Below are 25206 nucleotides of genomic sequence, written 5' to 3'. Positions count from 1 at the left end.
GCCCGAGCGACTCGGCCAACTCCACGGCTTGGTGCTTGAACTCATCGGTATAGCTACGACGGGTGATACGGGACATAAGGGACCTCCAGGTGCGATCAAAGTATCGCTTCTTGGCGTCCGCTGACGGGGGGCCAGATCAGTGAGCCGCATGGATGCGGCGACCGAGCTTACATGGACGTACTTGCAGCGGCCCCCAGCCGACCCACCCTCCCGGCCCACCCCGAGCTGGCTGGACCACACCGCGGAGGGGGCGGCGCCCGATGGCCGGTCTTTCACCCGAACCATGGCATGCTCGGCGCCAAGCCCACCCGGAACCTCCGCCATGCGCCTGTTCACCCGTGTCCTGCCCCTGATGCTGCTGGCCTCCCTGCTGTCCGGCTGCGGCTACAACGCCATCCAGCAGAAGGATGAGGCGGTCAAGGCCAGCTGGTCCGAAGTGCTCAACCAGTACAAGCGGCGCGCCGACCTGGTGCCCAACCTGGTGCAGACGGTGAAGGGCTTTGCCAGCCAGGAAGAGCGCGTGCTGACCGAAGTCACCAACGCCCGCTCGCGTGTCGGCCAGATCAACGTCAACGCCGATGACGAAGCCTCGCTCAAGCAGTTCCAGCAGGCCCAGGGCGAACTGGGTAGCGCGCTGTCGCGGCTGCTGGTGGTCACCGAGAACTACCCGGTGCTGAAGTCGGACCAGAACTTCCGCGACCTGCAGGCCCAGCTGGAAGGCACTGAAAACCGCATCACCGTCGCCCGTGGCCGCTACATCCAGCAGGTGCAGGACTACAACACCTACATCCGCTCGTTCCCGCAGGTGATCACCGCCAAGATCTTCGGCTACAAGACCAAGCCGAACTTCACCGTGGACAACGAAGCGCAGATCTCCAACGCGCCGGCGGTCGATTTCGGCAGCGCGCCGCAGCAGCAGCCGGCACCGCAGCCGGGCCACTGACCCATGCGCCTGGCCACTGCGCTGCTGGCCCTGCTGCTATGGCTGCCGCTGGCATCGCACGCCCAGCAGCTGGCGCCGGTTCCGGCGCTGGATTCGCCGGTGGTCGACACCACCGGCACGCTGGATGCCGCGCAGAAGCAGGTGTTGGTACAGCAGGCGCTTGACCTTCAGCAGCGCAAGGGCAGCCAGCTGCAGGTGCTGGTGGTACCCACCACCCAGCCGGAAGACATCGCGCAGTACACCACGCGGGTCTTCGACCAGTGGCAGATAGGCCGCAAGGGCGTGGATGACGGGGTGCTGCTGGTGGTGGCCAAGGACGACCGGCGCGTTCGCATCGAGCCGGGCTACGGCCTGGAAGGCGCGATTCCCGATGCCATCGCCAACCGGGTCATCCAGGAGTACCTGGTGCCACGCTTCCGCAGCGGCGACTACGCCGGGGGCATCACCGATGCCACCGCCGTGCTGGTCAAGCTGATCGATGGCGAAACGCTGCCCGCACCGGTCAGCGGTCATCGCGGGCGCGAGCCCGGCGGTGGCGGCGACACCTGGTTCCTGGCGCTGTTCATCGGCGTGTTCGCCGGCAGCATCCTGCGCGGCGTGTTCGCGCGCGTGCCGCGCCCGCTGCGTGGCCTGCTCGGCGGCGCTGGCGCAGCCGTGGCGGCGTTCCTGTTCACCTCCACCCTGCTGGCCAGTGGCCTGGCCGGCGTGGTCGGCCTGATCGTGGCGATGCTCTCCGGGCATCCGGGGCGCTTCGCCGGTGGCGGAGGCTGGGGCGGTGGCAGCTGGGGCGGCGGGGGCGGTTTTGGTGGAGGCGGTGGATTCGGCGGCGGAGGCGGCTGGGGCGGCGGCGGTGGCCGTTCCGGTGGCGGTGGTGCTTCGGGAGGCTGGTGATGATCCAACGTCTGTTCCGCCATGTGTGTTCGCCGTCGGTACGTCGCGCGTTCCCGCCAGCCACGCTGCAGGCGATCACCGAGGCCATCGCCGCCGGTGAGCAGCGCCACGGCGGTCAGGTGATGTTCGCTGTGGAGGCCGATCTGCCTCTGTCCGCGTTGTGGCACAAGGTCACCCCGAGGCAGGCCGCCGAGCATGCCTTCGCACGCCTGCGCACCTGGGATACCGCCCACAACAACGGCGTGCTGATCTACCTGCTGCTGGCCGACCATGCCATCGAGATCGTCGCCGACCGCGGCCTGCACGGCCGGGTCAGCCCGGCGCAGTGGCAGCGGGTCTGCACCCATCTGCGCGAGGGCCTGCGTGGTTCCCATCCGGTGGAAGCGCTGCAGGATGCCATCGACGAGGTTTCCAGCCTGATCGAAGGGCACTTCCCGGCCTCGACGCGGTCGAACGATGACGCGCTGCCGAACTCGCCCCAGCTTCTTGGTTGAGCCGGGGCGGCACTGGCCCGAGAATAGGCGTTCAACCGCAAGGCACCTTCCATGATCTATTTCCACGACATCGACCCCATCGCCCTCTCGCTGGGGCCGATCAAGGTGCATTGGTACGGCATCATGTACCTGCTGGGCTTCACCGCTGCCTGGCTGCTGGGACGCACGCGCATCGCCGCCGGTCGCCTGCCGGGCGTCGACGCCAACGGCTTCTCCGACCTGCTGTTCTACGCCATGCTCGGCGTGGTGCTGGGCGGGCGCATCGGCTACATGCTGTTCTACGCGCTGGGCGATTTCCTGCACAACCCGCTGCTGCTGTTCAAGGTATGGGATGGCGGCATGAGCTTCCACGGCGGCCTGCTGGGCGTGCTGGGCGCCTGCTGGTGGTGGTCGCGCAAGCACCGCCTGCACTTCTTCGACACCATGGATTTCATGGCGCCGCTGGTGCCGCTGGGCCTGGGTTTTGGTCGCATCGGCAACTTCATCGGCGCCGAGCTGTGGGGCAAGTACACCGACGGTACCTGGGGCGTGGTGTTCCCGTCCGGCCTGCCGGCGCCGCTGAACCAGCTCGACCACGCCACCTTGCAGGCGCAGTTCGCCACCGGCGCGCTGAACCAGTTCGCGCGCCATCCCTCGCAGCTGTATGAAGCGCTGCTGGAAGGCCTGGTGATGTTCGTGGTGCTGTGGACGGTCTCGGCCAGGCCGCGCCACCGCTACCTGGTCGGCGGCCTGTTCGCGCTGATGTACGGCCTGTTCCGCTTCGCCGTCGAATTCGTGCGCATGCCCGACAACGGCGTCTACGTGGCCTTCGACTGGCTGACCCGCGGCCAGATCCTCAGCCTGCCGCTGATCGCCTTCGGCCTGGTGCTGCTGGTGATGTCGCGCCGCGCACCCGTGCTGCAGCCGCAACCGGTGATGGCTGCGGAGGGCAAGGCATGAAGGCCTACCTGGATCTGCTTGCGCATGTGCTGGAACATGGCGCGGAGAAGAGTGATCGTACCGGCACAGGCACCCGCAGCGTGTTCGGCTGGCAGATGCGCTTCGACCTCAACAAAGGCTTCCCGCTGGTCACCACCAAGAAGCTGCACCTGCGCTCGATCATCCACGAGCTGCTGTGGTTCCTGAAGGGCGATACCAACATCGGCTACCTGAAGGACAACCAGGTACGTATCTGGGACGAGTGGGCCGACGAGAACGGCGACCTCGGCCCGGTCTACGGCAAGCAGTGGCGCAGCTGGGCCACCGCCGATGGCCGCGAGATCGACCAGATGCAGTGGCTGGTGGACGAGATCAAGCGCAACCCCGATTCGCGCCGGCTGGTGGTCAGCGCCTGGAACGTGGGCGAGCTTTCGCAGATGGCGCTGATGCCGTGCCACAACCTGTTCCAGTTCTACGTGGTGGACGGCAAGCTCAGCTGCCAGCTGTACCAGCGCAGCGGCGACATCTTCCTCGGCGTGCCGTTCAACATCGCCAGCTATGCGCTGCTGACCCACATGGTGGCGCAGGCCACCGGCCTGGGAGTGGGCGACTTCGTGCACACGCTGGGTGACGCGCACCTGTACTCGAACCACTTCGAGCAGGCCCGCGAGCAGCTGGCGCGCGAACCGCGCGCGCTGCCCAAGCTGTGGTTGAACCCGGAGGTGACCGATCTGTTCGGCTTCCGGTTCGACGACATCCGCATCGACGGCTACGATCCGCACCCGGCGATCAAGGCGCCGGTGGCGGTGTGAGTGCCATGAAGCTGTCGATGATCGTGGCGCTGGACCGCAACCGTGGCATCGGCCAGGGCAATGCCATGCCCTGGCACCTGCCGGATGATTTCAAGCACTTCAAGGCGCTCACCCTGGGCAAGCCGATCCTGATGGGGCGCAAGACGGCCGAGTCGATCGGCCGCGTACTGCCAGGGCGCACCAACCTGGTGCTGACCCGCAGCGGCCAGGTGCCGTTCGCGGGCATGCGCGCGGTGGCGTCGCTGGACGAGGCCAAGGCGATTGCCGAAGGCGAGGGCGCCCGCGAGCTGTGCATCATCGGCGGCGGCGAGATCTTCCACCAGCTGCTGGACCACGCCAGCGACCTGTACCTGACCTGGGTCGATGCCGAAGTGCCTGCCGATACCCATTTCCCCGAAGTCGACATGCAGGACTGGCGGGAAGTCAGCAGCGAGCCGCACCCGGCCGACGAACGCCACGTCTACGCGTTCCGCTTCGCGCACTACGTGCGCCGCTGATCGCGCAAATACCAACGAAAACACCGACGGGGATATCGACGGGGTAGAGTCGACTGTTAGTCGACTGCTCTCGGCGGTCACCCGAAAAACCCGCGCTGCGCGCGATAGTCGACTGACAGTCGACTCTGCCTGGGCTGTCGCTACGGCATCCGGTAATGCCCGATGATGGCGTGCTGGAACCGCGGGTCCTCTTCGCGCGTGCTGCGCCCAGCGGCGAAGACGCGCAACGGCTGCGATGGACCGTGGGCGGTGCTTCCACCGCCGGTGGTGGCCGGGCCCGGAGTGGGCAGCGGCACCCGTCCATGGTGCCGGGAACGATCAGGTCACGCCTGCGGCGGGGCCCCGTTGTTGCCAGGGCCTGCGGAGCCGCCCCCACCGCCGCCACGGCGACGACGGCGGCGCGGGCCACGGTTGCCCGGGTTGACGGCCGCGGCGTTGGCCCCGCCCGGATCCCTGCCCTGCGCCGATGCAGCCGGGCGCTCGCGTGCTGGTCGCGCTGGCGTGCGTGCGTTGGGCACGGGTGCGGGGACATCGCGGCCCGGCACCTGCACCACGCGCAGTTCATCGGTATCGAGCTGGATCGCGGTCAGCTTGCCGCCCCAGACTGCGCCGGTGTCGATGGCATGCACGCCCTGGGTGATGGTCAGGCCCAGCGCCGACCAGTGGCCGCAGACGATCTTCAGGTCGCGCTCGACCCGGCCTGGCACTTCGAACCAAGGGTACAGTCCCTGTTCCTGCGTGCCCGGCGTGCCCTTGTCCTCGATGCCGATGCGCCCGCGCGGGGTGCAGTAGCGCATGCGGGTGAGCACATTGATGATCGCCCGTGAACGGTCGTAGCCGGACAGGTTCGGCGCCCAGCTCGGCTTGTCGCCGTACATGTTGCGGAACAGCTTGCGGTAGCCGGCACCGTGCAGTTGCGCCTCGACCTCGGCGGCATGCTTTTCGGCCATCTGCGTGGTCCACTTCGGTGCCAGGCCGGCGTGCACCATCATCCAGCCCAGCTCGCGATCCACGTGCACCAGCTTCTGCAGGCGCAGCCAGTCCAGCAGTTCGTCGCGGTCCTCGGCCTGCACGATGCGCAGCAGGTCCGGATTGACCTTGCGCTGTTCCTCTTCGGTGCGTGCACCGACGGCCAGCAGCGAAAGGTCATGGTTGCCCAGCACCACCACGCTGTGCCCGCGCAGCGAATGCACCAGCCGCAGCGTTTCCAGCGACTGGCCACCGCGGTTGACCAGGTCGCCGCAGAACCACAGGGTGTCCTGCGCCGGGTCGAAGCGGATCTTCTCCAGCAGGCGCTGGGTGACGTCGTAGCAGCCCTGCAGGTCGCCGATCGCCCACACACTCATCGTCCGGCCTCCGTGTCAGTGCAGGGTACGCGGGATGGCCAGCACGAAAGGTGCGACCGGCGCGGCGAATTCGGTGCCGTCGTCGGCGACCATGTCGTAGTGGCCCTGCATGGTCCCGTGATCGGTCCCCAGCATGACACCGGACGTGTAATGGAAGTCTTCACCGGGACGCAGGCGCGGCTGCTCGCCGATCACCCCGTCGCCATCGACATGCTCGACGCGGCCATTGGCATCGGTGATGCGCCAGTGGCGTGCAACCAGGCGCGCGGCAACACGGCCCTGGTTGTGGATGCGGATCGTGTAGGCGAACGCATAGCGCCCGTCTTCCGGCGCGGATTGGTCGTCGAGGAAGCGCGGTGCGACTTCGACGGAAATGGCGTAAACGTCAGCGTCTTCCATACCGGCAGTGTAATCAGGAGGCATTGGCCAAAGCGATGAATTCAGCCACATCCAGCTGTTCGGCGCGGGCATCGGGGCGCACGCCGGCGGCGACGAACTGCTCGGCCGTCACGACGTTGTTGAGCGCATTGCGCAGGGTCTTGCGGCGCTGCCCGAAGGCGGCCTTGACCACCTCGGCGAAACGGGCGTGGTCGTTGATGTTGATCGAGGCCGGGTCACGCGGCACCAGCCGTACCACGGCCGAATCGACCTTCGGCGGCGGCCGGAACGCGCCCGGCGGCACCACGAACAGCGAGGTCACCTGGCAATAGGCCTGCAGCATCACGCTGAGGCGGCCGTACACCTTGCTGCCGGGGCCGGCGGCCATGCGGTCGACCACTTCCTTCTGCAGCATGAAGTGCATGTCGCGGATCACCGCGGCATGTTCCAGTGCATGGAACAGGATCGGCGAGGAGATGTTGTAGGGCAGGTTGCCGACCAGGCGGATCGGCTGGCCGGCAGCCAGCTCGGTGAAGTCCACGCGCAGCACGTCGCGGTGGACGATGGTCAGCTCGCCCAGCGGCTCGGCGGCGGCGGTCAGCGGCGCGATCAGGTCGCGGTCGAACTCGATCACCGTCAGTTTCGGATGCACGCGCAGCAGCGGCAGGGTGATCGCGCCCTGGCCGGGACCGATCTCGACCAGGCGATCGCCTTCTTTCGGGTTGACCGCCATCACGATCTTGTCGATGTAGTGGCGATCGGCCAGGAAATGCTGGCCAAGCTGCTTCTTGGCCGGTGCGGTGAACACCGGGCCGGAGGGGGAATGCGGGGAATTCATGCGCTCAGTGTACGTTGCCGCGCAAGCTGCGCACACAGCGTCGTTGCCGCCTGCAGGCTGGAAGGATCGGCAATGCCGCGGCCGGCCAGGTCCAGCGCGGTGCCATGGTCGACCGCCACGCGCGGGTAGGGCAGGCCCAGGGTCAGGTTCACCGCCTGCTCGAAACCGGAGTACTTCAGCACCGGCAGCCCCTGGTCGTGGTACATCGCCAGCACGGTGTCGAAACCGGCCAGCTTGGCCGGCAGGAACGCGGTATCGGCCGGCAGCGGCCCGACCAGGTCCATGCCCTCCGCGCGCAGGCGCTGCAGCAGCGGGATGACCAGGTCCAGTTCCTCGCGGCCCAGATGGCCGTCTTCGCCGGCGTGCGGGTTCAGGCCGAGCACGGCGATGCGTGGCGCGGGCAGGCCGAACTCGCGGCACAGCGCGGCGTGCACGGTGCGAAGGGTGTGTTCCAGGCTGGGCGCGGTGATCGCATCGGCCACCTCGCGCAGCGGCAGGTGGGTGGTGGCCAGGGCCACGCGCACGATGGGGTTGGCCAGCATCATCACCACCTTCACCCCGGCCTGGTCGGCCAGCAGTTCGGTGGTGCCACTGTAGGCGATGCCGCCTTCGTTGATGACCGCCTTGTGCACCGGGCCGGTGACCACGCCGTGCAGTTCGCCGGACAGGCAGGCCTGGCCGGCAGCGAGCAGGGCGCCGATGACGGCCCCGGCATTGGCCGGGTCGGCCTGGCCGAAGTGGCTGGGCATGGCATTGGCCACCGCGCGCACACGCAGGTCGCCCGGGGCGCGGGCTTCGGCGTCCTCGGGCAGCAGCTGCAGGGGCAGGTTCAGCGCGACGGCGGCCGCGCGCAGGGTATCCGGGTCGGCGAAGGCCAGCAGCCGGCAATCTTCACGCGGCTGCTGGACGAGGCGGACACACAGCTCCGGGCCGATCCCGGCGGGCTCGCCCGGTACCAGAGCGAGCTCGGGGCGCATCGGTCAGGACTGCGGCGGCGTGGCGGTATTTTCCGCGCGGTCCCCGCTGCGGAAGCTGACATAGGCTTCGCCACGCAGTTCCTGCAGGAAGCGGTTGTACTCGTCTTCCAGCTTGCGGCGGCCGATGGTCTCGCGAATCTGGGCGCGCTGGTTGTCGTTGGTCACGTCGGTCTGGCGGGTGGCCACGCGCTGCACGATGTGCCAACCGGCATCGGTGCGGAACGGCTGGCTGACGCCGCCGTCCTGGATGCCGGCCACCTGCTGACCAAACGCCGGACCGAACGCGTCGACCGGGAACCAGCCCAGATCGCCGCCCTGGCCCTTGCTGTTGTTGTCCTCGGAGGATTCCTTGGCCACGGTTTCGAAATCCGCGCCGCCGGCGATGCGGGCGCGCAGGGTATCGATCTTGGCCTTGGCGGCAGCGTCGGTCTGGTGATCGTCCACGCGCACCAGGATGTGGCGGCCGTGGTATTCGGTGACCGTGTGCGCGCCACCGCTGGCGGCGCTGGCATCACGCACTTCCACCAGCTTCAGCAACTGGAAGCCGCTGGGGCCGCGGATCGGGCCGACCACTTCGCCGGGCTTCATCTTTTCCATCAGCTGGGCAAAGGCCTGCGGGATTTCATCCAGGCTGCGCCAGCCCAGATCGCCGCCTTCCAGCGCGTTCGGGCTGTCCGAATAACGCACGGCGGCAGCGTTGAAGTCCAGCTCACCCTTGTCCAGCAGGGCCTTCACGCCCTCGGCCTTCTTCTGGCCGGTGGCGATCTGGTCGGCGTTGGAGCCGTCGGGCAGGGCGATCAGGATGTGTGCCAGGTGGTACTGGTTGCCCACCGTGGCCTGCTGCTTCAGCGCGGCGTCCACTTCACCCTCGCTGACGCTGATGCGGCTCTGCGCGAAGCTCTGGCGCAGGCGCTGCACAGTGATTTCATCGCGCACCGAAGCACGGAAATCGTTGAAATCGATGCCGTCGTGGGCCAGGCGCTGGCGCAGTGCATCCAGGTCCGAGCCGTTCTGCTGGGCGATGGCATTCATCGCCTGGTTCAGCTCCTGGTCGCTGACGCGGATGCCGCTGCCCTGGGCGCGGGCGACCTGCAGCTTGACCAGCACCAGTCGCTCGAGCACCTGGCGGCTGAGCACGTCTTCCGGCGGCAGCTGGTTTTCACGGCCGGCGTACTGCGCCTTGATGTTGGCGATCGCACGCTGGAGCTCGCTCTGCAGGATCACGTCCTCGTCGACGACGGCGGCGATGCGGTCCAACGGCTGCGCCTCCTGCGCGAGCACCTGCAGGGGGGCGGACACGCTGGACACCGCCAGCAGGGAGGCGAGAAGAACGGGGAAGCGCTTGGTCATGGGATCTGATTCGGATCGTAGTCATCGCGGGTCACCCCGGTGTTGCTGGGCGGCACGAGATAGAGGTCGTCGCGGTTGTAGCCGAGGATAGCACGGCGCAGGGTGCGGTCCGTGTCCTGGCCGATGGAGCTCAGGCCCTTCAGGACGAACTCCACCTGGATGGAATTGTTCATCTCGCCCTCGCGATTGCGGACGTAGCGGCGGCCGACCACGCGCACGGCCAGGCAGCAGCTGTCCCACTGCACGCCGCCGATGATTTCCAGCGGCTCCTTGTCCTGCAGCGAGTAGTAATAGCGACCGACCAGGCTCCAGCGCGCATTCAGCGGGTACAGGAACGACAGGTCAGCCTGCTCCAGCAGGGTGCGGTCATGCTTGTTGGCCGTCGCCGGGGCGCCGGCGTTGATGCGGTAGCGGTAGCTCAGGTTGATCACGCCATCGTTGGGCATCAGGTAGCGGGCGCGGACGCTGGCCAGATCCTCGCGCTTGTACTTCGGGTCCCACTGGTAGGTGGCGCCCAGGGTCCAGCGGTCGTTGATCATGTAGTTGCCGTCGGCGATCCACGCCGACTTGCCCTTTTCCACCGGCGCGCCGCCCGGCGTGACGGTCACCCGCGACTCGTCGAAGTACTGGATCTGGCCGATCGAGGCCGAGAACCGCTCCTTGCCGGTGGTCTGGTCGATGAAACGGGTACTCAGTGCCAGGGTCAGCTGGTTGGCATCGTTCTGGCGGTCGGCGCCGGTGTAGCGCGAATCGCGGAACAGCTGGCCCCAGCTGAAGGTGAAGTCACGGGTGTCGAAGATCGGCAGTTCGTCCTGGTTGCGGTACGGCGTGCGCAGGTAGAACAGGCGCGGCTCCAGCGTCTGCAGGAAGGACTTGCCGCGGATGCTGGTCTCGCGGTCGAAGAACAGGCCGGCGTCGATGCTGCCGATCGGCAGGCTGCGGCTGGGCGAGGTGTTGCCGCGCAGCTGTTCCGGGGTGGCGGTGGTCACGTCCACGCCCTCCGAGGCCAGAACGGTGCTGCGTATCCTGTCGGCCAGGCCGCGGTCCAGCTGGTAGGCCGTGTAGCGGTACGCCAGGGTGGGCGTGATGTACCAGGCCGCGCCGCTGATGGGGAAGGAAACGTACGGCTTGACGTCAAGGCGGGAGCCGCCATAGGCGCGCACGGTCTGGCCGGTGCGGGTGTATTGCAGGTCCGGGCCCGCATCGGCACCGTACTTGAGGTTCACGTCGTCGTGGGTGAACCTCACCGCTTCGGCGTACAGGCCGGTTTCCAGCCATGGCCGCATCGGCTTGTTCCAGTTGAAATACACCCGCGGCTGGCGGTTGTAGGGCAGGGCATTCTCGTCAAGCGTGTAGTCGGTCAGCTGCCAGCGGTCGGCCATGATGCCGGCCGTCCAGTTCGTGCCCGTACCGTACAGGCCGATGGTGCTCTGCAGGTTGGAGGCGGTCACCCCCACCAGGCGGTTGGCGAAGTCCTCGACATAGCGCTCGTCGCTGACCCAGGCCAGGTTGGCGCGGGCCTGCCAGTGGCTGTTCACGTTGTGGTAGCCGTCGAACATCACCCGGCCGCGGTCGCGGTCGCGCAGCCTGTCGTTGGGCATGTAGCTGGTCAGCACCTCGCCACGGCCGCCGTTGTAGAGGTAGCGGAACTCGTTGTCGAGCAGCAGGCCGCGCCGGCTCATGTAGCGCGGGGTCAGGGTGTCATCGTAGTTCGGCGCCAGATTGAAGTAGATCGGCTGCGCGTAGTCGAAACCGTTGCGGCCGGACATGCCCAGCTGCGGGAACAGCAGGCCGGTCTTGCGGCGGTCATCGATCGGGAACTTGAAGTAGGGCGCCCACAGCACCGGCACCTTGCCGATGCGCAGTACGGCGTTGCGGGCCGTGCCGAAGCCTTCGTCGTTGTCCACTTCGATCTGCGGCGCCGACAGCTTCCACACCGGCTGTGACGGGTCGCAGGTGGTGTAGGTGGAGCGGTGCATCTGGCCGACCGCGCCCTGCAGGTCGACCGACTCGGCATCGCCGTTGCCGCGGCGCGACACCAGCTGGTACTTGATGTCGGTGATCTTGTGGGTGTCGCTTTCCTGGTTGCCTTCGGCGCGCTTGGCGACCATCCGGATCGACCCGTCCTGGTAGCGGACATTGCCGTCGGCGATGTAGTTGCCGGTCTCGGTGTCAAAACTGAGCTTGTCGGTACCGACGAACTGGTCGCCGCGGCGCAGCGCCACGTTGCCCTCGTACTGCGGCACGGTGGTGGTACCCAGCAGCTGGTCGCCTTCGATGTCGGTCGGCTGGTTCTCGCGGGCGGCCGCAGCGGCAGCCTTGTCCTGGCCCGGGACCGGCGTGGGGGCGTCGGTGAACGCGGGAATGACGTCGGTGGCCGGGCACAGGCCCCAGTTGAGCGGCTTATCATCAGCCATTGCCGGAAGGCTGATGGCGATGCTCAGAGGCAGGGGAAGCAGGCGGAGGGCTCGGCGCACGCGGTTCGGATTCGGGCGAAAACGGACGGTAGCTTGCCCCATCCCTTGCATAGGGGCAATGAAGGACGCCGGAGCCTGCCGGTTCGGGTTCATCCGGCGGAGGTGCCGGCGGATGGCGTAAGCAGGGCCTGGACATGGGCCACGCTGCACTCCGCCAGGGCCTGCAGGTCATAGCCGCCCTCCAGCATCGACACCACCCGGCCAGCCGCGTGGCGGCGTGCCAGCGCGTGCAGCTCACCGGTGATCCAGGCGAAATCGTCGGTCTCCAGCATCAGATCCGCCTGTGGATCACGCAGGTGGGCATCGAAGCCGGCCGAGATCAGCAGCAGCTGCGGGCGGAAGTCGTCGATGGCCGGCAGCATCTCGTCGGCCCAGACGTTGCGGAAGCGGAAGCCGCCGCTTCCCGGCGGCAGCAGGATGTTCATCAGGTTGCCGGCACCGCGGTCGCGGCGCAGGCCGGAATTGGGGAACAGCCCGGCCTGGTGGGTGCTGTAGTACGAAACCCGGGCGTCATGCTGGAAGATGTCCTGGGTGCCATTGCCGTGGTGCACGTCGAAATCGACCACCGCGATCCGTTCCAGGCCATGGCGGTCGCGGGCATGGGCGGCGGCGATGGCGATGTTGTTCAGCAGGCAGAAGCCCATGGCGGTGCTGCTGGTGGCGTGGTGGCCCGGTGGGCGTACCGCGCAGAAGGCCAGCGGGTCCTCGCCCAGCATCACCGCATCGACTGCGGCCACACCGGCACCGGCGGCGTGCACGGCGGCGCTGGCCGAGCCCGGCGAGGTCCAGGTGTCCATGTCCAGCTGGCGCAGCGGTGCGGTCTGCGGCTGCAGCACGAAGTCGAGCAGGGCGCTGTCGTGGACCCGGGTCAGTTCGCCGAACTTCGCCGGCGGCGCCTCGCGCCAGTCCAGCTGGCCGGGGAAGGCGGTGTGCAGTGCGTCCAGCACCTGCTGCAGCCGTTGCGGGCATTCGGGATGGCCGGGACCGGGGTCATGCAGCAGGCAGGACGGGTGGGAATAGACCAGCATCGTGCCGACTCAGCGCTGGCGCTGCTGTGGCTGCCACAGCGCTTCGCCATGGCCGTCGGCGCGGGCCAGCACCCGGGCCAGCACGAACAGCAGGTCCGACAGCCGGTTGAGGTATTGCAGCGCCTCGCTGCGGACGGCCTCGTGGCGGGCCAGGGTGACCGTCTCGCGCTCGGCGCGGCGGACGATGGTGCGGGCCAGATGGCAGCGCGCGGCAGCTTCGCCGCCGGCCGGCAGGATGAATTCCTTCAGCATCGGGAGGTTGGCGTTGTAATGGTCCAGCTGCTGCTCCAGGGCCGAGACGTCGGCGGCATGGATCGCGGCGTGGCCGGGAATGCACAGCTCGGCGCCCAGATCGAACAGCTGGTGCTGCAGATGCACCACCAGCGCGCGTACATCCTCGGGCAGGGGCGCGGCCAGCAGCAGGCCGAGCGCGGCGTTGGCCTCGTCGACGGTACCGAAGGACGCCACGCGGGCGTCATCCTTGGCCACGCGTTGGCCGTCGCCAAGGCCGGTACTGCCGTCGTCGCCGGTGCGGGTGTAAATGCGCGAGAGGCGATGACCCATGGCGCGCGGCTCAGTGGCGGATGTCGCGGCGGGCCTGCTGGAGCTTCAACACCTGCTCCACGGCCAGCTGCAGGGCAGCGGCCAGCGCCACATAGATCGCCGTAGTGCGCAGGTAGGGCCCGAACCACTGCGCGTAGTTCTGTGCCCAGCCGGCCAGCGTCGGCTCGGCCACGTTACGGCTGGTCCAGTAGAAGCCACCCTGCGCCAGCAGGTGGCAGATCGCCACCGACGCGACCAGCAGCAGCGCACCCTTGGCCAGCACCGGCCAGCGCGCGCCCTGGTAGTTGCGGCCCAGCAGCATGCCGCCGGCCCACAGCGAGAAGTACGCCGGCAGCAGCAGCCAGTAACCCGGTGACACGCAGTAGTGCTGCCAGAAATCCAGGCCGCTGCTGCGGATCACGATCCAGTCCACCAGCACGGCGAACACCATCAGCAGCGGAAACGCCCAGCGTGTCCACGTGGCCAGATAGAAGCCACCGATGAAGAACACCGCCCAGGAGGCATCCGGAATGGCCGCGAAGTGGTTGACCCGGGTCGCCGCCAGCAACAGCACGAGGACGGACAGGACGAAGGCGCGGTTGGCGGTGGCGGACATGGCAGCGGGCCCGGAGCGGATTCAGGTTTCATTCTAGCCCGCCGCGCCGGTTGGCGCAGGCGCCGCTTGTTCGGCGTACAGTCGGGGCGAGCGCGTATCATGAACACATGAGTGAACGACATGACGTGCTGATTGTCGGTGGTGGCCTGGTGGGTGCCAGCCTGGCCATCGCCCTGGACCGGCTGGGCCGCGACGTGGGCCTGCTCGAGGCCAGCCCGGCCGGCGAGCTGCCTGCGGTGTTCGACCAGCGCAATCTCAGTTTCGCCGCTGCCACCGTCAATGCGCTGACCGCGCTGGGGGTGATGCAGAAGCTGGCGATGGCACCGGGCCCGATCCGGCGCATCCATGTCAGTCGTGCCGGCGATTTCGGCCGTGTGCAGCTCGAAGCGGCCGATTACGACCGGCCGTGGTTCGGCCAGGTGGTGGTCGCGCGCGATTTCGGCCAGGCGCTGGAAGCGCGGCTTCAGGAGCTGCCGCGCCTGCGCCGTTATCGGCCGATGCGGTTCCTGGGACTGGGCGAGGTGGTGGACGGCTACCGCCAGGTGCGGGTGGCTGACGAGGCGGGTGAACGCGTGCTGCTGGCACGTCTGGTGGTGGGGGCCGATGGCACCACCAGCGGCGTGCGTGGCGCGCTGGGCATCGAGGTCGACCGCCATGATTTCCAGCAGACCCTGTTCGTCGCCCGCGTGCGCAGCCAGCGTGCGCCGGATGGCACGGCCTGGGAGCGCTTCACCGATACCGGCCCGACCGCCCTGCTGCCGCGCGGTGACCGCCACTTCGGCACCGTGCATGGCGTGGCCCGCGATCAGGCCGATGCGGTGATGGCGCTGGACGATGCGGCCTGGCTGCAGCGCCTGCAGGACGCGATCGGCTGGCGTGCCGGCCGCCTGCTCGAATCCGGTCCACGCAGCGCTTATCCGCTCATCCAGGTGCTGGCGCGCGCATTGGCCGGTGAACGCACGGTGCTGCTGGGCAATGCCGCGCAGACCATCCATCCGCTGGGTGCGCAGGGCTTCAACCTGGGCCTGCGCGATGCGCTGACCCTGGCCGAACTGCTGGAGAATGCGCATGAGGATGCCGGCAGTGATGCATTGCTGCAGGCCTATGTTGCACGCCGCGAGGAAGACCGCCGGCAGACGGTGGCGTTCTCCGGCGGCCTGGCACGGCTGACCAGCAGCCCGGCGCCACTGATGCGGCCGCTGCGCAGCCTCGGTCTGGTGGCCGCACAACGCGCCTCGGTGCAGTCGATGCTGGTCGGTGGTGCGATGGGATTCCGTGGCGAAGTACCGCGGCTGTGCCGTGGAGAAACCGCATGAGCCGCCGCACGCGTCTTGATGTGGCCATCGTCGGTGGTGGCGTGGTCGGTGCCGCGTGCGCGCTGGCGCTGGCCGATGCCGGCCTGTCGGTGGCGTTGGTGGAAGGCCGTGAACCGGCGCCGTGGCAGGCCGCACAGCCTGACCTGCGCGTGTTCGCCTTTGCCGCCGACAACGTGCAGCTGTTGAACCGCCTCGGCGTGTGGCCGGCGATCGCCCAGGCCCGTGCCTGGCCCTACCGGCGCATGCAGGTGTGGGATGCGGCCGGTGGCGAAGATCTGCTGTTCGATGCCGATCGCTTCGGCCGTCGCGAACTGGGCTACATCGTCGAGAACGGCCTGCTGCAGGACCGCCTGTGGGCGGCGCTGCCGGCGGCGGGCGTGCAGCTGCACTGCCCGGCACGGGTGGACGCGCTGGAGCAGGACGAGGATGGCGTGCGCCTGCGCCTGGATGACGGTCGCCGCCTGGAAGCGGCGTTGGCGGTGGCCGCCGACGGTGCCGAGTCGACCCTGCGCCAGATGGCCGGGATCGAGGTTGAAAAGCATGACTACCACCAGCGTGGCGTGGTGGCCTACGTGGACAGCGATCTTCCCAACCAGGCCACGGCCTGGCAGCGTTTCCTGCCGGGCGGGCCGCTGGCGCTGCTGCCGGTGGCCGAGCGCCGCAGCTCGATCGTCTGGACCCTGCCCGAGGATGAAGCGGCTCGCGTGCTGGCGTTGGACGAGGACAGCTTCAACCGCGAACTGACCCGCGCCTTCGCGGCGCGCCTGGGCGAACTGCGTCTGGCCTCGCCGCGTGCGGCGTTCCCGCTGCGCCGCCAGCTGGCCCGTCACTATGTGGCCGGCCGCGTGCTGGCGCTGGGCGATGCCGCGCATGTGGTGCACCCGCTGGCCGGGCAGGGCGTGAACCTGGGGTTGCGCGATGTCGCTGCCCTGCAGCAGTGGCTGGCGCCGTCGGCCGAGCGCCGCGGCCAGCCGCGGCTGTCGCCGCAGCGCCTGCAGCGCTGGGCACGCGAACGGCGCAGCGACAACCACATCGCCGCCTACAGCTTCGATGCGATCAACCGCCTGTTCTCCAACGACGAAATGCACCTGACCCTGGCCCGGGGCCGTGCGCTGGGCTGCGTCGGCCGATGGCCGCCGCTGGTGCAGGCGTTCTGGAAGCGCGCCGCCGGCGTCTGAAGCAAAAAGGGGACGGAGGGGATTAAGTCGTTTGTGCACATACGACTTAATCCCCTCCGTCCCCTTTTTCAATCCACCAGCCAGCCGGCCAGGTCGGTGCGGTCCAGCTTGCCGCGGTACCTGCGGTCCAGCGAATTGAATTCGTCGGCCAGCGCCGGGTTGGCCTGCGCTTCCTCGCGGCTGATGAAACCGTCGCCGTTCACATCCAGCGCGGCGAAGTGGATGCGGTACTGGCCGACCACGCTGCTCGGTTCCAGCGAACGCACGGTCACCTGTGCCTCGCCGGCCTGCTGCGGAATCTCGACGCTGCCGCTGACCCGGCCCGCATCCAGCGGTTGCTGGCGGATCGCGCCGCCGGTGGGGCCCAGCGGCTGGCTCTGCGCAGGAGTGTGCGGCAATTGCTGGGCCACCGCTGGTGCGGCGGCCAGCAGGGTGATCAACATGGCGAGCGAGTGGTATCGCATGGTTCCCTTCCTCGGTAGCGCCGGGCCCATGCCCGGCGGGCATGTTCCTCAGCGCAGCGGCGAGGCCAATACCGTGATCTCCTCACGGTCGTGATAGAGCTGCTTGGCGCGTACCACCAGCGGCTTGCCGGCCTGGTCCTGGAACAGGTCCAGGCACAGGCGGGTTTCGTCCCAGCGCTTCTTCATCGGCAGCTTCAGATTGAAGATGGCGTGCCTGCACCAGCCTTCGCGGAACCAGGTGGCCATGCGTTCGGCCACGCGGCGCGGCTGCTCGACCATGTCGCAGACCATCCAGTCCAGCGGCTGTTCGGGGTGCCAGTGGAAACCATCGGCGCGCAGGTGCTCGACCAGACCGGTGTCCAGCACGTGCTGGCGCAGCGGGCCGTTGTCGATGCTCAGCACGTGCATGTGCTGGCGGGTCAGTACCCAGGTCCAGCCGCCGGGGGCGGCGCCCAGGTCGGCCGCACGCATGCCGGGCTTGGCCAGTGCTTCGCGTTCTTCCGGCGCCAGCAGGGTCAGCAGTGCTTCGTCCAGCTTCAGTGCCGAACGCGAAGGCGCCTCGGGCAGCAGCTTCAGGCGCGGGATGCCCAGTGCCCACGGCGCGCTGTCGGCCGGGTCGGCCACGCAGACGAAGGCATGGGTACCGTCGACGAACACCACATGCAGGCGCGGCAGGCGGGTGTTTGGCTTATCAGTGAGCTTGCCGGCCTTGCGCAGCGCCGGGCGCAGTGCATTGCCGAAGGCACGGGCCAGCCCGGACAGTGGCTTGCCAGCGTCCGAATCGGGGTGCTCCACCCACAGGTCGCCGAAGCGCGGCGCATCGGCCAGCACCTCCAGCATCGGGGTGATGCGATCGCTCGGGTCCAGCTGCGGCAGCTCGGCCAGCACGACCAGCTTCTGCCGCGCGAAGATCAGTTCTCGCCAGCGCAGGCGTGGCGCCAGTGCTGCAGCGTCGTCGCACATGAAAAGCACATAGCCGTCATTGCGCTGGGTGCGCGCATAGCCAGCGAAACCGGCTTCACCGGCGCGGAACTGCAGCTCGCCGGCCAGCTCGGGTTCAAAGCCCTGCCGGCACAGGCACAGCAGGCCGATGCCGGTCTCAGTAACGGGCGCCATCGCTTTCCCCATAGGTTCGCAGCACGCTGCGCGCGGCGTCGCGGTCCAGGCCCTGCACCACTTCGATGCCACGCTTGTTGAGCTCGCCGACCCAGTCGGCCGGCAGCGGGCCTTCATCGAACGGGGTCAGTTCCTCGACGTCGGCCGCACTGGCACCGATCAGCAGGCGGTCGATGCCGGCCCACACGGTAGCGCCATAGCACTGGCAGCATGGCTGCGAACTGGTGGCCAGGGTGACCGGCGACAGCACCGCGTTCAGGCGCGGGGTCTGCAGGCGCTGCTGGGCCAGCATGTAGGCCATGTTCTCGGCGTGCGCCAGCGAAGTCGCGTGCGGCATCACCCGGTTCACGCCAGCGGCGATGACCTTGTCGTCCGGGCCGAACACCACCGCACCGAACGGGCCGCCGCTGGCGTGCTCGACGTTCAGCCGCGACAGCTCGATCGCCAGCGCGACCTTGGCCTCGTCGCCCGGATATCGACGATCCAGGTCGATCTGGTCGTGGATCCAGGCGGGAAGGGTCAGGTGGACTTGCGCGTACAGCATCGCGGGGGTGCCTCGTGTGGGATGGAAAAAAGTGCGGTTGCTTGGGGAACCGGCGCGCAGTGTAGCCGCACCGGCCTGTATCGGGTGTGGGCGTGGGTCAGCCTGGCGAGCCGGTGCGGACCACCACGTACTGCTTGCGGAATTCCAGCCCTGCCTGCGGCCAGCTGGCCGCGTAGGCGCGCAGCAGGGGTAGGGCGGCGGCGAAGTCGTGGCCGTTGACCCGGCAATCGGCCTCGCACAGGCCATCGGCATCGCGCGAGGCGAACAGGCGGATGGCCAGGAAAGAACGCGTCTTCAGCAGCGCATCGAATGCATCAATGCTGCGCGTGAACAGGCAGCAGGGGCAGGAGCCATGATCGTCTTCGCTGCGGGGGCCGGTGTCCATCTCATGCTCGCGGTAATGCGCCAGTGGACCGAGCACCACGGTGCGTTCGAGTTCCTGGCCGTCAGCACCGGCCGGATAGGTCAGGCCCATCATCGGCAGGCCCTGCGCGTCTTGGGCGCCGATCGCGGTCTGCAGGGTCACCAGGTCCACCCGGGCCCAGGCCTGGAAGCCGGACAACAGCGATGCCTGCTCATCGGCACCATTTGCGTGCTGGTACTCGAACAGGCCATCGGCGAACAACTGCGGATGCTGGCTTTCAATGACGGTGGAGGTCTGCCAACCACCGTTGTCGCGCGCGTGTGCGGCCATTGCATGCGGGGTCAGGCGCAGGCCGCTGTCCAGCAGCAGCGCGTTGCCGTCGACGCGGCTGGCGGTGCCGGCGTCCTGAAGGACCTGCTGCAGCAGCGGGAGGAGGGCAGCGGAGGTCGTGGTCATGTCAGGCCTGTCGGTGGATGGGGTGGAACATCCAGGCAGGGCCTGGAAAATCTAATGGTCGAGCGCGTCGAGCTCGGCGCGATATCGCTGCGCGTCGGGTTGCTGCTGCGGATCGTTGCCGTGGTCGCGCAGCCAGCTTTCCAGCTCGCGGCGATAGTCGGCGCGGAACTCGGCATTGCCCGGGCTGAAGTGCAGCTTGCGTGCCGCCACCTCCACCCGCTCGCGCGCGCTGGCCCGGGCCTGGGCCAGCCCGTGCGGGGATTCGTTGGTGAGGATGACGAAGTTGCGCGGGAAACCCGGCGTGTACTTGACCACGAACGGCTGGTCGCGCGCCGGGATGCGGATGGCGTTTTCCAGCGGCCACAGCGAGGCGGTGTTGGTGTGGAACACCACGTCCACATCGCGGCCCTCGGCGGTACGCAGCACCCCCTCGTAGCGCCAGATGTACTGTTCGTTGAGCGCGGAGCTGGTCCGCTCGGCCTTGACGATCACCGCTTCACCGCGCTCGCCCACCATGTTGAGGAAGGTGGCGTTGAGGAAATGGCCGAGGAACATGTTGAGCATCGCCAGCGGGAACACCACGATGGCGTAGCCCGGAAAACGCCGCCACCACGAGACCAGCCCGGCCAGCACCATCGCTGCAAAGAACGTCAGCAGCGGATGCTGCGAGATGAACCAGAGCAGGACGGAAAGGGCGGTGATCATCGTCGCGGTCGTGCGGGCGCCATCCAGGCGCCCGCGCAGGTCCTCAGGCCGACCAGGTGTCGCGCAGGGTCACGCTGCGGTTGAACACCGGCTTGGCCTCGCTGTGATCGCGGCGGTCGGCAACGAAGTAGCCGGTACGTTCGAACTGGAACGACTGCTCCGGCGCGGCGCTGGCCGCGGCCGGCTCGACATAGCCGGTGACGGTGCGGCGCGATTCCGGATTGAGGTAGTCGCGGTAGGTCTTGCCTTCCGATTCGTCGTCCGGGTTCGGCACCGAGAACAGGCGGTCGTACAGGCGGATCTCGGCCGGCACGCCATGCACGGCGCTGACCCAGTGGATGGTGCCCTTGACCTTGCGGTTGGCGCCTTCCATGCCCGGGCGCGATTCCGGATCCAGCCAGCCGCGCAGCTCGGTGATGGTGCCATCGGCATCCTTGATCACTTCGTCGCAGCGGATGATGCCGGCGCCGCGCAGGCGCACTTCGCCACCCGGCACCAGGCGCTTCCAGCCCTTCGGCGGCACTTCGGCGAAGTCCTCGCGATCGATCCACACTTCGCGGGCGAACGGCACTTCGCGGCTGCCGAAGCTCTCGTCCTTCGGGTGGTTGCTGAAGGTCAGCAGCTCTTCGTGGCCTTCCGGCAGGTTGGTCAGCACCAGCTTGACCGGATCGACCACCGCCATGCGGCGTGGGGCGGCGCTGTCCAGGTCTTCGCGCAACGCGCCTTCCAGCACGCTGAAGTCGATCAGCGAATTCTGCTTGCTGATGCCTACGCGCTCGGCAAACAGGCGCATCGCAGACGGGGTATAACCACGGCGGCGCAGGCCCTGCAAGGTCGGCATGCGCGGGTCGTCCCAGCCGTCCACCAGCTGTTCGGTGACCAGCGCCATCAGCTTGCGCTTGCTCATCACCGTGTAGTTGATGTTCAGGCGCGAGAATTCGATCTGGCGCGGCTTGGCCGCTTCGCGCGGCAGGCCGGCATCGACCAGCGGCTGGGTCAGCGCATCGTCATGGGCGAAATCGACGTTGTCCACGCACCAGTCGTACAGCGGGCGGTGGTCTTCGAACTCCAGCGTGCACAGCGAGTGGGTGATGCCCTCGATCGAATCACCCAGCGCGTGGGCGAAGTCGTACATCGGGTAGATCGGCCACGCGCTGCCGGTGTTCTGGTGCTCGACGTGCTTGATGCGGTACAGCGCCGGATCGCGCAGGTTGATGTTGCCGCTGGCCATGTCGATCTTCGCGCGCAGGGTGCGTGCGCCATCCGGGAATTCACCGGCGCGCATGCGGCGGAACAGGTCGAGGTTCTCCTCGACGCTGCGGTCGCGCCACGGCGACGGGCGGCCCGGCTCGGTGAGAGTGCCGCGGTAGGCGCGCACTTCCTCGGCCGACAGGTCGCAGACATAGGCCTTGCCCTGTTCGATCAGCTTCTCGGCGGCCAGGTAATAGGCCTGGAAGTAGTCCGAAGCATGGCGCAGCTCGTTCCACTCGAAGCCCAGCCAGCGCACGTCGTCCTGGATCGCGGCCACGTACTCCGGATCTTCCTTGGCCGGGTTGGTGTCGTCGAAGCGCAGGTTGCAGACGCCGCTGAATTCGCCGGCGATGCCGAAGTTCAGGCAGATCGACTTGGCATGGCCGATGTGCAGGTAGCCGTTCGGTTCCGGCGGGAAGCGGGTCTTGATCGCCTGGTGCTTTCCGCTGGCCAGGTCCTCGCGCACGATCTGGCGGATGAAATCGCGCTTTTCGTGGCTGTCGGCGGGGGTCTCGGGGCTGGCGGGGGTGTGCTCGGACATGAGTCTGGGGCGAAAAAGGGCAGAAAGACCAACAGTCTAGCGCGTACCGGGCGGGGTTGCCCGGTCCGGATCGGTAGCGCCGGGCCACGCCCGGCGAGCGCGGCGGCAACCCGCCGGGCATTGCCCGGCGCTACCGGGACGGGGCGGGCGTATGCTGGAACCCTGTCCCACGGAGCCGCCGCATGCACATCGTGTACAAGGCCGACAATCTGTTCGACGCCCATCTGGTCAAGCACGCCCTGGAAGACGCCGGTATCCCCGCGTTTGTGTTCGGAGAGCAGTTGCTGGGCGGGATGGGCGAGCTGCCGCTGTTTGGCGTGTTGCGGGTCGGCATCCCCGATGCGGCACGCCCGCAGGCCGAGGACATCGTGGCCGCGCTGGACTTGGGCCACGCGCCGGACGCCCCCATTTCAGATGCAGACGACATAGCCGGCCTTCCGGCGTAGGAGCGCATCATGTTGGGAATTGGCCAGGGCATCCTCGGCATCGGGGCCTTCAAGCAGCGCCTGCCGCGCCCGGAAGAGGCGCTGCCGGGACGCGAGCAGCCGTTGCCGCTGCACAGCAACCAGCACTTCGTGAACAGCCATCCGCTGAAGGACCGCTTCGCCGGCCTGCAGCAGATCCGCTTCGCGCTGGGCTGTTTCTGGGGCGCCGAGCGCAAGTTCTGGACCGAACCGGGCGTGTACAGCACCTCGGTGGGCTATGCCGGCGGCATCACCCCGAACCCGACCTATGAAGAGGTCTGCTCGGGCCTGACCGGCCACACCGAAGTGGTGCAGGTGGTGTTCGACCCGGCGGTGGTGAGCCTGGAACGGCTGCTGCAGCTGTTCTGGGAAAGCCATGACCCGACGCAGGGCATGCGCCAGGGAAACGACACCGGCACCCAGTACCGTTCGGCGATCCATGCCACCGACGAGGGCCAGTACAAGGCCGCGCTGGCCAGTCGCGAGGCCTACCAGGCGCAGCTGGATGCGGCCGGCTACGGCCCGATCACCACCGAGATCGTGTACCCGGCACCGGCGTACTACTACGCCGAGGACTACCACCAGCAGTACCTGGCGAAGAATCCGAACGGCTATTGCGGCATCGGCGGCACCGGCGTGAGCTGCCCGATCGGATTGGATGTGGAGGCGCCGCGCTGACGCGCGGTGGTCCGCCTGCGGCGGGCAGAAGCCAAAGCCAAAGCCAAAGCGGCTCTGGTTTGCTGTGAGTTTGGCGGGACGGGTGCAGATGGCGGGACACGCCGTAAACCCGTCCTTGGGGGCTCGGCCACGGCATCCATGCCGTGGACGGTCCCGCCATCTGCGCCCGTCCCACCTTCGACAGTTTCCCGGTGACGGTGGGCGAGAGCATTGGTTACTGACGAACTGATGGAAAACAAAAAGGACGCGGCGTTCGCCGCGTCCTTTTTGTTTGGTTCTGCATTGCCCTTGTAGAGCCGAGCCATGCTCGGCTCCGAGCAAGCGAAGCGCGCGACCCGCTGTTGCTCTTCTTTCTTTCTTCCGTGGCGGGCGGCCGCAGGAAACTGTCGAAGGCAGGGTGGGTAGGCCGTGCAGGGGCGTGAGCCGCATGGATGCGGCGACAGAGCTTACAGGGACGTACTTGCAGCGTCCCCTGCACGGCCTACCCACCCTGCCAACCACATGACCCGCTCTTCGCGACCAAGCCCCCCGCCACGAGGGGCTCAGCCGTTGGCCGGAATCCTCACAGTGCGGCGCGGATCCGCTCGCGCAGTGCTTCCAGATCCTTGGCAAACGCCTCGATGCCGGTCGCCAGCTTCTCGGTGGCCATCGGATCGGCCGCCAGATCCGCCGCGAACTTCGCCGCGTCGATCGGCGTCACCGCCGTGCCATCGGCTGCACCGGCTACCAGCTTGCGCGGCAGCTCGCCGTGGTCGGCGTCCAGCTTCTCCAGCAGGTCCGGCGAGATCGTCAGGCGGTCGCAGCCGGCCAGTGCTTCGATCTGCGCGGTCGAACGGAACGAGGCGCCCATCACCACCGTCGGCGAACCGCGACGCTTGAATTCGGCGTACACGCCGCGCACGAACTTCACGCCCGGGTCTTCGTCGATGGTGGCCGGGGTCTGGCCGTTGGCCACGTACCAGTCGAGGATGCGGCCGACGAACGGCGAGATCAGGAACGCGCCGGCTTCGCTGCAGGCCAGCGCCTGGGTCGGGTTGAAGATCAGCGTCAGGTTGCAGTCGATGCCTTCGGCCTGCAGGATGCGCGCGGCTTCCACGCCTTCCCAGGTCGCGGCGATCTTGATCAGGATCTTCTCGCGCGGCACGCCGGCGTCGGCGTACATCTGGATGAACTGGCGGGCCTTGGCCACGGTGGCCGCGGTGTCGTGAGCCAGGTCGGCATCCACCTCGGTGGATACCCGGCCCGGCACCAGCGTGCTCAGCAGCGCGCCGACGCCGATGGTCAGGCGGTCGGCCACCGCGTGCACCACGGCTTCGCGGTCGCCACCCTGCTGGCGGCCCCAGGCCAGTTCGCGTTCGATCAGCTCGGCGTAGACCGGCAGGTCCAGCGCCTTCTTCACCAGGGTCGGGTTGGTGGTGCAGTCCACCGGCTGCAGGCGCTTGATCGCCTCGTAGTCACCGGTATCGGCGACGACCACGGACAGTTCACGCAGCTGGGACAGTTTGGACGGGGTACTCATTGCGGCTCCTGGTGCAAGGGAATCGAATCGCGCGCGGTGCGCAGCGGTAATCAGGGGCGGTCGTTATGGACCGCGGTCACGCGCAGGCGCAGCTTCCGGCCACCGGGCGCGTTCCAGTCGATGCTCTGGCCGACCGAAAGGCCGAGCAGGGCACTGCCGACCGGGGCCAGCACGGAGACCTTGCCTTCATCGACGTTGGCTTCGCGGGGGAAGACCAGGGTCAGGACGTGCTTTTCGCCCGACACTTCATCTTCGCATTCCACGCGCGAATGCATCATGACGATGCCTTCGGGAATCTGGTCCGGTGCCATCACGGTGGCCCGGTTGAGTTCTTCAGCAAGCGCGAGCGCGGCAGGCGTCTGGCTCAGCGCGGGGGATTCGAGCATGGCGTCCAGGCGGTCCATGTCGAAAGTAGAAACGGTGATCGACGGCGGCAGGCCGCTGGCGGTACTCATGGTGAAGCTCCTTGGTTGAAAGCCATGCAAAAGGCGGCACCTGCTGG

The 25206-nt window shown here is 68.0% G+C and carries 27 protein-coding genes; 10 read left to right on the top strand and 17 right to left on the bottom strand.

Annotated elements, in window-relative coordinates:
* Positions 1-322 precede the first annotated feature (322 nt).
* Genes AC5P7R_RS21185 through AC5P7R_RS21160 form a run of 6 tightly spaced genes read left to right on the top strand, consistent with a single transcriptional unit; the run spans position 323 to position 4555 of the window.
* Entirely contained in the window at positions 323-943 is a 621-nt protein-coding gene (locus AC5P7R_RS21185) for a LemA family protein (RefSeq protein WP_012510094.1), read from the top strand.
* A 3-nt stretch (positions 944-946) separates the two neighbouring features.
* A complete protein-coding gene (locus AC5P7R_RS21180; protein WP_329846518.1) occupies positions 947-1834 on the top strand; it encodes a TPM domain-containing protein in 888 nt (295 codons plus the stop codon).
* Positions 1834-2328, top strand: a complete 495-nt coding sequence (locus AC5P7R_RS21175; RefSeq protein ID WP_058980390.1) for a TPM domain-containing protein — start codon at positions 1834-1836, stop codon at positions 2326-2328. Before AC5P7R_RS21180 ends, AC5P7R_RS21175 begins: the two co-directional genes overlap by 1 nt.
* A 51-nt stretch (positions 2329-2379) precedes the next feature.
* Positions 2380-3267, top strand: a complete 888-nt coding sequence (gene lgt, locus AC5P7R_RS21170) for a prolipoprotein diacylglyceryl transferase (protein WP_134732206.1) — start codon at positions 2380-2382, stop codon at positions 3265-3267.
* Positions 3264-4058 (top strand): thymidylate synthase, encoded by a 795-nt coding sequence (locus AC5P7R_RS21165; RefSeq protein WP_021203184.1) that lies wholly within the window; start codon positions 3264-3266, stop codon positions 4056-4058. Before lgt ends, AC5P7R_RS21165 begins: the two co-directional genes overlap by 4 nt.
* A gap of 5 nt (positions 4059-4063) precedes the next feature.
* Positions 4064-4555 carry a dihydrofolate reductase gene (locus AC5P7R_RS21160; RefSeq protein ID WP_478436216.1) on the top strand — a complete coding sequence of 164 codons (492 nt, stop codon included), beginning with the start codon at positions 4064-4066 and terminating at the stop codon, positions 4553-4555.
* 323 nt (positions 4556-4878) lie between these two features.
* Here AC5P7R_RS21160 and AC5P7R_RS21155 read toward each other — a convergent pair whose 3' ends face one another.
* The 9 genes from AC5P7R_RS21155 to AC5P7R_RS21115 all read right to left on the bottom strand — a co-directional run bounded on the left by AC5P7R_RS21155 (position 4879) and on the right by AC5P7R_RS21115 (position 14108).
* A complete protein-coding gene (locus tag AC5P7R_RS21155; protein ID WP_478436217.1) occupies positions 4879-5901 on the bottom strand; it encodes a symmetrical bis(5'-nucleosyl)-tetraphosphatase in 1023 nt (340 codons plus the stop codon).
* A 15-nt stretch (positions 5902-5916) separates the two neighbouring features.
* Positions 5917-6300 (bottom strand): Co2+/Mg2+ efflux facilitator ApaG/CorD, encoded by a 384-nt coding sequence (gene apaG / locus AC5P7R_RS21150; RefSeq protein WP_005412297.1) that lies wholly within the window; start codon positions 6298-6300, stop codon positions 5917-5919.
* A gap of 13 nt (positions 6301-6313) precedes the next feature.
* The gene (gene rsmA, locus AC5P7R_RS21145) at positions 6314-7117 is read right to left on the bottom strand and encodes a 16S rRNA (adenine(1518)-N(6)/adenine(1519)-N(6))-dimethyltransferase RsmA (RefSeq protein WP_021203187.1); all 804 of its coding nucleotides are present in this window, start codon (positions 7115-7117) and stop codon (positions 6314-6316) included.
* Positions 7114-8094: a 4-hydroxythreonine-4-phosphate dehydrogenase PdxA gene (pdxA, locus tag AC5P7R_RS21140; protein ID WP_019661120.1), complete on the bottom strand. Its 981-nt coding sequence runs from the start codon at positions 8092-8094 to the stop codon at positions 7114-7116. Before pdxA ends, rsmA begins: the two co-directional genes overlap by 4 nt.
* 3 nt (positions 8095-8097) lie before the next feature.
* Positions 8098-9444 carry a peptidylprolyl isomerase gene (locus AC5P7R_RS21135; RefSeq protein ID WP_019338102.1) on the bottom strand — a complete coding sequence of 449 codons (1347 nt, stop codon included), beginning with the start codon at positions 9442-9444 and terminating at the stop codon, positions 8098-8100.
* Positions 9441-11921: an LPS-assembly protein LptD gene (lptD, locus tag AC5P7R_RS21130; protein WP_080112535.1), complete on the bottom strand. Its 2481-nt coding sequence runs from the start codon at positions 11919-11921 to the stop codon at positions 9441-9443. The genes AC5P7R_RS21135 and lptD overlap by 4 nt, the downstream gene beginning before the upstream one ends.
* Positions 11922-12010: 89 nt before the next feature.
* Positions 12011-12949: a histone deacetylase family protein gene (locus AC5P7R_RS21125; protein WP_019661122.1), complete on the bottom strand. Its 939-nt coding sequence runs from the start codon at positions 12947-12949 to the stop codon at positions 12011-12013.
* 9 nt (positions 12950-12958) lie between these two features.
* Positions 12959-13513, bottom strand: coding sequence for a cob(I)yrinic acid a,c-diamide adenosyltransferase (locus tag AC5P7R_RS21120; RefSeq protein ID WP_019661123.1), 555 nt, complete (start codon positions 13511-13513; stop codon positions 12959-12961).
* A 10-nt stretch (positions 13514-13523) separates the two neighbouring features.
* The gene (locus tag AC5P7R_RS21115; RefSeq protein WP_019661124.1) at positions 13524-14108 is read right to left on the bottom strand and encodes a hypothetical protein; all 585 of its coding nucleotides are present in this window, start codon (positions 14106-14108) and stop codon (positions 13524-13526) included.
* Positions 14109-14215: 107 nt separating this feature from the next.
* On the opposite strand from AC5P7R_RS21115, the gene ubiH reads away from it, so the two are divergent.
* Positions 14216-15424 carry a 2-octaprenyl-6-methoxyphenyl hydroxylase gene (ubiH, locus tag AC5P7R_RS21110; protein WP_459389689.1) on the top strand — a complete coding sequence of 403 codons (1209 nt, stop codon included), beginning with the start codon at positions 14216-14218 and terminating at the stop codon, positions 15422-15424.
* On the top strand, positions 15421-16602 hold the full coding sequence (locus AC5P7R_RS21105) for a UbiH/UbiF family hydroxylase (RefSeq protein ID WP_111102386.1): 1182 nt from the start codon (positions 15421-15423) through the stop codon (positions 16600-16602). Before ubiH ends, AC5P7R_RS21105 begins: the two co-directional genes overlap by 4 nt.
* A gap of 68 nt (positions 16603-16670) precedes the next feature.
* Here AC5P7R_RS21105 and AC5P7R_RS21100 read toward each other — a convergent pair whose 3' ends face one another.
* The 6 genes from AC5P7R_RS21100 to AC5P7R_RS21075 form a co-directional block, all read right to left on the bottom strand.
* Positions 16671-17066 carry an EF-hand domain-containing protein gene (locus AC5P7R_RS21100; protein WP_478436218.1) on the bottom strand — a complete coding sequence of 132 codons (396 nt, stop codon included), beginning with the start codon at positions 17064-17066 and terminating at the stop codon, positions 16671-16673.
* A 48-nt stretch (positions 17067-17114) separates the two neighbouring features.
* On the bottom strand, positions 17115-18182 hold the full coding sequence (gene rlmM / locus AC5P7R_RS21095; protein WP_111099042.1) for a 23S rRNA (cytidine(2498)-2'-O)-methyltransferase RlmM: 1068 nt from the start codon (positions 18180-18182) through the stop codon (positions 17115-17117).
* Complete coding sequence (locus tag AC5P7R_RS21090) at positions 18166-18726, bottom strand: nucleoside deaminase (RefSeq protein ID WP_019661129.1); 561 nt, start codon at positions 18724-18726, stop codon at positions 18166-18168. Before AC5P7R_RS21090 ends, rlmM begins: the two co-directional genes overlap by 17 nt.
* A 97-nt stretch (positions 18727-18823) precedes the next feature.
* Positions 18824-19546, bottom strand: a complete 723-nt coding sequence (locus AC5P7R_RS21085; RefSeq protein ID WP_021203194.1) for a DUF6348 family protein — start codon at positions 19544-19546, stop codon at positions 18824-18826.
* A gap of 51 nt (positions 19547-19597) precedes the next feature.
* Positions 19598-20251, bottom strand: a complete 654-nt coding sequence (locus AC5P7R_RS21080; RefSeq protein WP_227854369.1) for a hypothetical protein — start codon at positions 20249-20251, stop codon at positions 19598-19600.
* Between the two features lie 43 nt (positions 20252-20294).
* Complete coding sequence (locus AC5P7R_RS21075) at positions 20295-22043, bottom strand: glutamine--tRNA ligase/YqeY domain fusion protein (RefSeq protein ID WP_021203196.1); 1749 nt, start codon at positions 22041-22043, stop codon at positions 20295-20297.
* Positions 22044-22225: 182 nt separating this feature from the next.
* Between AC5P7R_RS21075 and AC5P7R_RS21070 the strand changes: the two genes are divergently transcribed.
* Together AC5P7R_RS21070 and msrA are read left to right on the top strand one after the other, a co-directional pair.
* Positions 22226-22489 carry a putative signal transducing protein gene (locus AC5P7R_RS21070; protein WP_005408153.1) on the top strand — a complete coding sequence of 88 codons (264 nt, stop codon included), beginning with the start codon at positions 22226-22228 and terminating at the stop codon, positions 22487-22489.
* 30 nt (positions 22490-22519) lie between these two features.
* Positions 22520-23185 carry a peptide-methionine (S)-S-oxide reductase MsrA gene (msrA, locus tag AC5P7R_RS21065; protein ID WP_031270096.1) on the top strand — a complete coding sequence of 222 codons (666 nt, stop codon included), beginning with the start codon at positions 22520-22522 and terminating at the stop codon, positions 23183-23185.
* A gap of 562 nt (positions 23186-23747) precedes the next feature.
* Here the strand turns inward: msrA and AC5P7R_RS21060 are convergent.
* A complete protein-coding gene (locus AC5P7R_RS21060) occupies positions 23748-24704 on the bottom strand; it encodes a transaldolase (protein ID WP_019661133.1) in 957 nt (318 codons plus the stop codon).
* Positions 24705-24754: 50 nt separating this feature from the next.
* Positions 24755-25159 carry a nucleoside diphosphate kinase regulator gene (gene rnk, locus AC5P7R_RS21055; RefSeq protein ID WP_134732194.1) on the bottom strand — a complete coding sequence of 135 codons (405 nt, stop codon included), beginning with the start codon at positions 25157-25159 and terminating at the stop codon, positions 24755-24757.
* Positions 25160-25206: the final 47 nt, after the last annotated feature.

Source organism: Stenotrophomonas sp. YJH_SMC_27 (assembly GCF_059369815.1).
The sequence above is the reverse complement of the archived record's forward strand: the minus strand, read 5'-3'. Positions and strand labels throughout refer to the sequence as shown.